The 8,033-nt window shown below is 65.8% G+C and carries 5 protein-coding genes; all 5 read left to right on the top strand.

Translation table 11 applies throughout. The annotated features are described in order from the left end of the window. The first annotated feature begins 366 nt into the window (after window positions 1-366). The 5 genes from Q1V71_RS07770 (at window position 367) to Q1V71_RS07750 (ending at window position 7,989) form a co-directional block, all read left to right on the top strand. Window positions 367-2,124, top strand: a complete 1,758-nt coding sequence (locus Q1V71_RS07770) for a class I SAM-dependent DNA methyltransferase (RefSeq protein ID WP_300642623.1) — start codon at window positions 367-369, stop codon at window positions 2,122-2,124. A 116-nt stretch (window positions 2,125-2,240) separates the two neighbouring features. Further along, entirely contained in the window at window positions 2,241-3,326 is a 1,086-nt protein-coding gene (locus tag Q1V71_RS07765) for a restriction endonuclease subunit S (protein WP_300642621.1), read from the top strand. Beyond that, on the top strand, window positions 3,323-4,459 hold the full coding sequence (locus Q1V71_RS07760) for a PD-(D/E)XK nuclease family protein (RefSeq protein ID WP_300642619.1): 1,137 nt from the start codon (window positions 3,323-3,325) through the stop codon (window positions 4,457-4,459). Before Q1V71_RS07765 ends, Q1V71_RS07760 begins: the two co-directional genes overlap by 4 nt. Before the next feature lie 10 nt (window positions 4,460-4,469). Continuing rightward, window positions 4,470-7,571, top strand: a complete 3,102-nt coding sequence (locus tag Q1V71_RS07755) for a type I restriction endonuclease (protein ID WP_300642617.1) — start codon at window positions 4,470-4,472, stop codon at window positions 7,569-7,571. 223 nt (window positions 7,572-7,794) lie between these two features. Next, entirely contained in the window at window positions 7,795-7,989 is a 195-nt protein-coding gene (locus Q1V71_RS07750; RefSeq protein WP_300642615.1) for a hypothetical protein, read from the top strand. Window positions 7,990-8,033: the final 44 nt, after the last annotated feature.

The raw sequence follows: 8,033 nt of genomic DNA, 5'->3' as shown, positions 1-8,033 counted from the left end.
TGGGCACAGCGGTCATCAAGGTGTCCTTCTTCGAGTCGGTTGTGAGAGATCACTCGAAGGATCCACCTGGTGGCCGCGCCTACGTTGCAGGCACGCGCTCACTCAGGTCCGTCGTACACCACTCTGCTGGACTCCACTTTTAGCCAGGCTCTTATGAGGTCATGTCCGCCCGGCTGGCGCCGTCATACGGACCCGCGCCGGCCGGGCAATACAATTCAAAGACAGTCCAGCAGGACGTCAGTCGGAGTACCTGAGCCACGACCGCCACGGGCGATTCTCATCTTTACTGCCGGACCGGCCGCGTAATCTCACGACGAACGCGGCACCGCCGAATGAGAGGGGCCCGTCGACCACCACAGGAGATTCGTGAGCACCCTCGGCAACTTCGTCTGGTCGATCGCCGACCAACTTCGCGGCGTCTACAAGCCTCACCAGTACGGCGACGTGATCCTGCCGATGACGATCCTGCGGCGACTGGACTGCGTCCTCGAGCCGACCCGCGACCAGGTCCGCCAGATCGCCGAAGCCGAATCGCGTGAGGAACTGCGCGACGTCAAGATCAAGCGCGCCACCGGCCTGGGCTTCTACAACACCAGCCCCTGGGACTTCGCCACTCTCGTCGGCGACCCTGACGGCTTGGCCGCGAACCTGACGGACTACATCGCGGGGTTCTCCAAGAACATCGACGTCTTCGAGCGGTTCCGGTTCGACAACCAGATCGCCACCCTGTCTGAGAAGAACCGCCTGCTGATCGTCGTCCAGAAGTTCGCCGAGGTCGACCTGCATCCGAGCACCGTCAGCAACGCGGAGATGGGCGACCTCTTCGAGGAGTTGATCCGCAAGTTCGCTGAGGCCTCCAACGAGACCGCCGGTGAGCACTTCACACCACGCGACGCGATCCGGCTGATGGTGGATCTGCTGTTCGCGGGCGACGACCAGGCGTTGGTCGATAAGGGCGTGGTGCGCACGGTTTACGACCCGACGGCAGGCACGGGCGGCATGCTCTCGGTCGCAGAGGAGCACCTCGTTGGGACTCCCGAGCACCCCGGCCTGAACCCCGACGCACGGCTGCGTCTCTACGGCCAGGAGATCAACGACCAGTCCTACGCGATCTGCAAGTCCGACATGATCGCCAAGGGCCAGGACGCCTCCAACATCCAGCTCGGCGACACCCTCGCCGAGGACAAGTTCGCCGGCACCACCTTCGACTACTGCCTGTCCAACCCGCCCTACGGCGTGGACTGGAAGGCGTCCGAGAAGGCGGTCAAGGACGAGGTCGCCCGAGCCGGCGAACGGTCACGCTTCCCAGGCGGGCTCCCGCCGATCAGCGACGGCCAGATGCTCTTCCTCCAGCACCTCGCCACCAAGATGCGGCCCGTCCACGACGGCGGCGGCCGCGCCGGCATCGTCCTCAACGGCTCTCCGCTGTTCACCGGCGCAGCCGAGTCCGGACCATCGCAGATCCGCCGCTGGTTGCTGGAGAACGACCTGGTCGACGCGATCGTCGCCCTGCCGACCAACATGTTCTACAACACCGGGATCGCCACCTACGTCTGGATCCTCGACAACGCCAAGCCCGCCGAGCGGATCGGCAAGGTCCAGCTCATCGACGGCACCGGGTTCTACTCCAAGATGCGCAAGAACCTCGGCAACAAGTCCCGCGAGATCACGGCCGCCGACCGCGAGCAGATCGTCAAGCTCTACGCCGCCTACGACGAGACCGAGCACTCCAAGATCTTCCCCACCGACGCCTTCGGCTACTGGACCATCACCGTCGAACGACCCCTCCTCGACGAGCACGGCAAGGTCGTCCGCGACCGCAAGGGCAACCCGAAGCCCGACCCGAAACTCCGCGACACCGAGCACGTCCCGTTCACCTACGCCGGCGACGACCTCGGCGACGAGCGTCGCGACGCCACCATCAAGGCGTACGTCGAAGCCGAGGTGCTGCCGCACGTGCCCGACGCGTGGGTGGACGAGAAGAAGACCAAGGTCGGCTACGAGATCCCCTTCACCCGGCACTTCTACAAGTACGTCCCGCCCCGACCGCTGGAGGAGATCGACGCTGACCTCAACGGGCTGGTCGGTGAGATCCTGGATCTCTTGCGCGAGGTCGAGAAATGATCGCTGTTCAGTCGAAGCACTGGACTCCGGCCCGCATGGGTTGGCTCTTCCGACCTATCTCTGAGAGAGACCACCCTGACGAGACGGTCCTGAGCGTCTTCCGCGATCACGGCGTCGTGCCTAAGGACAGCAGATCGGACAACTTCAATCGAACCCCCGAGAGCCTGAACGCTTACCAGCTCGTGCAGCCCGGCGACCTGGTGGTCAATCGGATGAAGGCCTGGCAGGGATCTCTCGGAGTCTCCTCCCATCGGGGCATTGTCAGCCCCGACTACGAGATTCTGCGACCCACCACCGCAGACGCTGACCCGCCCTACCTTCACTGGCTGCTGCGATCACGCCCACTCATCGACCAATACGGGATGAGGTCGACCGGGATCCGACCGTCCCAATGGCGGCTCTATTGGGACCAGATGAAGACGATCGAGGTGGTGCTGCCTCCACTCACGGAGCAGCGCGCCATCGCCGACTACCTCGACCACGAGACCGGCCAGATCGACACGCTCATCGCCAAGCAGGAGCAGCTGATCGCGACCCTCCGCGAGCGCCGGTCGAGCCTGGTTGATCAGGTCCTGCTCCAGGACGACATTGAGCGAGTTCCGCTTCGCCGCGTGGCCGATGTGATCGACTGCGCTCACGTCACGGCCACCTTCGTGGACGATGACAGGAGCTATCCGGTCGCCAGCATCCGGGAGTGCCAGGGCAAGGTCGTTGATCTCTCGTCGTGTCGCCACACGACGAGAGACTTCTACGACTTGCTGAGAGCCGGTGGCCGCGAGCCACGAATCGGCGACCTGCTGTTCGTGCGGAACGTCTCGGTGGGACTTGTCTCTGTCGTCGCGCCCGGCACCCGCGACTTCGCTGTCGGTCAGGAGACTGTGCTCCTGCGTCGGACCGGTGAGATCAATACTGACTACCTGCGATATGCACTGACGACGAGCGTGGTCCGCTACGAGATCGAGGGTCGGATGATCGGCAGCACATTCCGCCGCATCAACGTGCCGGCGATCCGAACGCTGCCGATCCCGCTGCCTCCCCCTGCCGAGCAACGGCGAGCGGTGGAGCACTTGGATGAGCAGACCTCCAAGATCGACGTCCTGATCGCCAAGGCCGAGCGGTTCATCGAGCTCTCCAAGGAACGGCGCACGGCTCTGATCACCGCGGCGGTGACGGGTCAGATCGACGTACGGGCGTCGGCGTGAACGAGGTGCGCGAGCCGGACCTGAGCTACGTCATCCCCGGGTGGAGCGAGAACCGGTGGAGCGATCTGTTGGCCTCGCTGATCAAGACCGATCCAGCCCCGATGGCAGACCTCATCGGCATTGCGCCTGACGATGTCCGCCGCGAGGTCGCGGTGCCTGGTGAGATCCGGAAGTCCGACCGGCTCGACCTCCTGCTGACCGTCGGCGAGCGACAGGTCGCCACGATCGAGGCGAAGGTGCTCTCCGACCTGGGCCTGGACCAGCTCGCGCGCTACGCGAAGGTGTTCCCCGACGCCGAGCGGCGCTACGTGCTTCATCTCGCCGCTCTGCCGGTCAACCCAACCGCCACTCCCGGGTGGGACGAGCTCTCGTGGGAGGCGGTGCTCGCGGCGTACTCGTGCAGCGAGCATCCCTGGGTAGCGGCCACAGCGACGGCCTGGCTGCGGCAGCTGGACACCCTCGTCCCGGCCGTCGATGCCGACACGGTCTGGAACGACGTGCCGGACGATCCGCCCGCGTTCGAGCTCGCGCTGCGGGCCAGGATCGCCTGGCTCTCGCATCACCTGGATGGCATGACCTTGGAGCGCGACCTCATCCAGTCCTCCGGCGGTGGCATCTGGGTGCTGCGCTTCTGGGCCGACACGGCGGTGCCGAACCTGCGGGTGCAGGTCGAGGTGCAGGAAGGCATGACCGCCTACGAGTGGCGGCACGACCCGGACCGCCGCTACCGCGACCGCCTCAAGGGCCCGGCGCCTGTCGTGTCCCTCCGGCTGAGCGACGTCGACAGCTCGGAGGCGTTCGACTGGGGGCTGCTACGCCGCGTGTTTGCCGAGCACGTCCTCGATGAGAACGGCGATGCGCTCCCGGACTGGCCATGGCAGCTCACGCCGGCCAACCCGCGACATCCCGTCGACCGAGCCGCGTGGAAGGCGATGGTCGAGGCCGGTGGGCCGAAGTGGCTCGGGAAGGGCTTCGGGATGGCGGTCGCGACCAAGGCCTACCGGGAATGCCTGTTCGGAGCACGGATGCAGTTCGCGCCGACGCTGACGCTCGGACAGATCCGCAGCGAGTTGCTGCGTCTGGAGCCGCTGGTTCTCGCGATGTCGGCCACGGTCGATGCATCCGCGCATTAGCGTGGCTGCTGTGAGTGTCGAGCTCGAGCGAGCCTTCGAGGACGAGATCTGCGCCCACCTGGCCGCGAACGGGTGGCTCTACTCGCCCAACGGCAACGGGTACGACAAGGCCCGTGCCCTCTTCCCCGAGGACGTCCTCGACTGGCTGCAAGAGACACAGCCCGAGGAGTGGGCCAAGGTCGTCAAGCCGTCGACATCGACGGCAGAGCAGGGGCGGGCCAAGGAGCAGTTGCTCGACCGGCTCGTGAAGACGCTCGACCTTCCGTTGGAGTCGGGCGGCGGCACTCTCGCCGTACTCCGCAAGGGGTTCAAGAAGACGCCGGCCCGGTTCGCGATGTGCGAGTTCAAGCCCGCCACCACGCTCAACGCGGCAGCGATGGAGCGGTATGCCGCCGTTCGGCTGCGCGTGATGCGGCAGGTCTACTACTCAGGCGAGCACAAGGGCTCGATCGACCTGGTGCTGTTCGTCAACGGGCTGCCGGTCGCCACGCTCGAGCTCAAGACCGACAACACCCAGTCGATCGAGCACGCCAAGGCGCAGTACCGCACCGACCGCGACCCGAAGGGCGAGCCGCTGCTCGGGTTCGCCAATCGATGCCTGGTGCACTTCGCGGTCTCCAACGACGAGGTCGCGATGACGACGCGGCTCGCCGGGAAGGCGACCCACTTCCTGCCGTTCAACGTGGGCAACGACGGCGCGGCGGGCAACCCGGTCAACCCGCGCGGCGCCGCGACGTCATACCTCTGGGAGCGGGTCCTGCAGCGCGACTCCTGGCTGCACATCATCGGCAAGCTGCTCCACCTCGAGACCCGCACCGACATCGACCCCATCACGGGCGAGGCGTCGAAGAAGACGACACTGCTCTTCCCCCGCTTCCACCAGTGGGAGCTGGTCACCAACCTGCTCGCGACCGCCGCCCAGGAGGGGCCGGGACACCGCTACCTCGCGATGCACTCCGCCGGCTCGGGCAAGACCAACTCGATCGCCTGGACCGCACACGGCCTGGCCACCCTGTTCGACGAGCGCAACCAGAAGGTCTTCGACACCGTCATCGTCGTCACCGACCGCACCGTGCTCGACGACCAGCTCCAGAAGGCGATCAAGCAGATCGAGGGCGTCGACGGCACCGTCGCCACCATCAACGCCGATCAGGTCCGCAACGCGGGCACCGGATCCAAGTCCGGTCTCCTTGCCGCCGAGCTCCTCGCCGGCAAGCTCATCGTGATCGTCACGATGCAGACCTTCCCGTTCGCGCTCCAGGCGATCCGCGACAACGCCGGCCTGGCCGGGAGGAGGTTCGCGATCATCGCCGACGAGGCCCACTCCTCCCAGACCGGGCGGACGTCGCAGCAGCTGCGCGCCGTACTCACAGCTGAGGAGCTGGCGGACCTCGACGACGGCGGCGAGATCGACACCGAGGCGATCCTCGCGGCGGAGATGGAGGCGCGGGCGGAATCACCCAACCTCTCGTTCTTCGCCTTCACCGCCACTCCGAAGAACAAGACGCTCGAGCTGTTCGGCCGCCCCGACGCGGATGGCGTTCCGCGGCAGTTCCACGTGTACTCGATGCAGCAGGCGATCGAGGAGGGCTACATCCTCGACGTGCTGCGCAACTACACGACGTACGACACCGCGTTCCAGATCGCCGAGCGCTCTCGGCAGCATCTGGAAGAGGTGAAGCTGGTCGACGAGTCCGAGGCCACCAAGGGCCTGATGCGCTGGGTGTCACTGCACCCGACGAACATCGCTCAGAAGGTGCAGATCATCGTCGAGCACTACCGCGCCAACGTGCGTCACCTGCTCGACGGGCACGCCAAGGCCATGGTCGTCACCAGCTCCCGCGAGCACGCCGTGCGCTACAAGGAGGCGATCGATGCCTACATCGCCAAGCGCGGCTACCGGCTCGCCACGCTGGTCGCATTCTCGGGCTCGATCACCGTCGACGGTGTTGCGTTCGCCGGCGCGGAGCCGCCGTACACCGAAGCCAACCTCAACTCCGGGCTGCGGGGGCGGACCCTGCCGGTCGCGTTCGGCACCGACGACTTCCAGATTCTGATCGTCGCCAACAAGTACCAGACCGGCTTCGACCAGCCGCTGTTGAGCGCGATGTACGTCGACAAGCGACTCTCCGGCGTCACGGCCGTGCAGACGCTCTCCCGGCTCAACCGGACCTATCCCGCAGGTGGCAAGGACACGACCTACGTCCTGGACTTCGTCAACGATCCCGCCGAGATCCTCGGCTCCTTCAAGCCCTACTACCGCGAGGCCGCGATCGAGGGTGCGACGGACCCCGACATCGTCCACGACCTCCAGGCCAAGCTCGACGCAGCAGGGATCTACACCGATGCCGAGGTCGACGCGTTCGTGACCGCCTATCTGGCGGGAAAGCACGGGGCGATCTCGGCACCGCTCAAGGCTGCCGCCGATCGGTTCAACAACCGCTACACCGCCGCTGTCGCGGACGGTGACGCCGGTACCGTCGACGAGCTCGATCTCTGCCGCAAGGACGTCGGGAGCTTCGTGCGGCTCTATGACTTCCTCTCCCAGATCGTCAACTACGCCGACACCGACCTGGAGAAGCGCTCGCTCTTCCTTCGCTTGCTCGCCGGCCGGCTGACCGGGCGCATGGGCGCCGAGGCCGTCGACTTCTCCACCGTCGAGCTCACCCACATCAAGCAAGCTCGCTCCGGTGACCACGCCCTCGACCTCGACGGCGGCGAACCTGTCGCTCTGCGTCCGGTGTCCGCCACCGGGACCGGCGCAGCCCGTGACCCGCGGATGGTGCGCCTGGCCGAGGTACTCGCGAAGGTCAACGACCTCTTCGCGGGCGAGGACTTCACTCCTGCCGAACAACAGTCCTGGGTCGAAGGCCTCGTCACTGTCCTGATGGATGACGACACCATCCGCGCGCAGGCGGGCGCAAACACCCGCAAGCAGTTCGTCGAGTCGCCCGACCTCTCCGACGCCGTCACCGAGGCGGTCCTGGGGAACCAGACGAGCCACCACAAGATGGCTGACTACTTCTTCACCGACGACCGAGTGAAGATCCAACTGGTGAAACTCCTCGGCGAGTTGGTGCATGAGAACCTCAGCACCGCAACGTCGACCTAGAGCCGGGCCCGCCGCACGCCGTCAATGTGTCGGCCCCTCACCCTATGTTTCGCGACATGGCGAGCTTCATCACCGGGATCCACCACTGCCCCGACTGCAACGAACCACACACAGGCTCACGCGCCTTCGAGGAGCATGAGTCCGACGGGACTCACATCGACTGGTGTGCCTTCTTGTGTCGGAACGGGCATCACTGGGCGCGTCCAGGAATGCAGGCAGTGAAGTGACCGCGAAGGACGATGTCGCCGCATTCCACACCTGGCACTCGGGCCGGACTTTCAACCCAGGTCATCCACAACTCGATCCGTGGATGCGCGACGTACTGATCTCGCTCCAGAGCACGCTCAACCTGCTCGCGGCAAAGATCGACGAGAACACCGACCGTCTCGACCGCATTGAGCGGCACCTACGCCGTTAGATCGAACGGCTGCCGGCTTCTCGGCACCGCTGAATGTCTACCGG

The organism is Nocardioides sp., assembly GCF_030149505.1.
Taxonomy (GTDB): domain Bacteria; phylum Actinomycetota; class Actinomycetes; order Propionibacteriales; family Nocardioidaceae; genus Nocardioides.
This window is presented reverse-complemented; position numbering and strand designations above follow the sequence as displayed.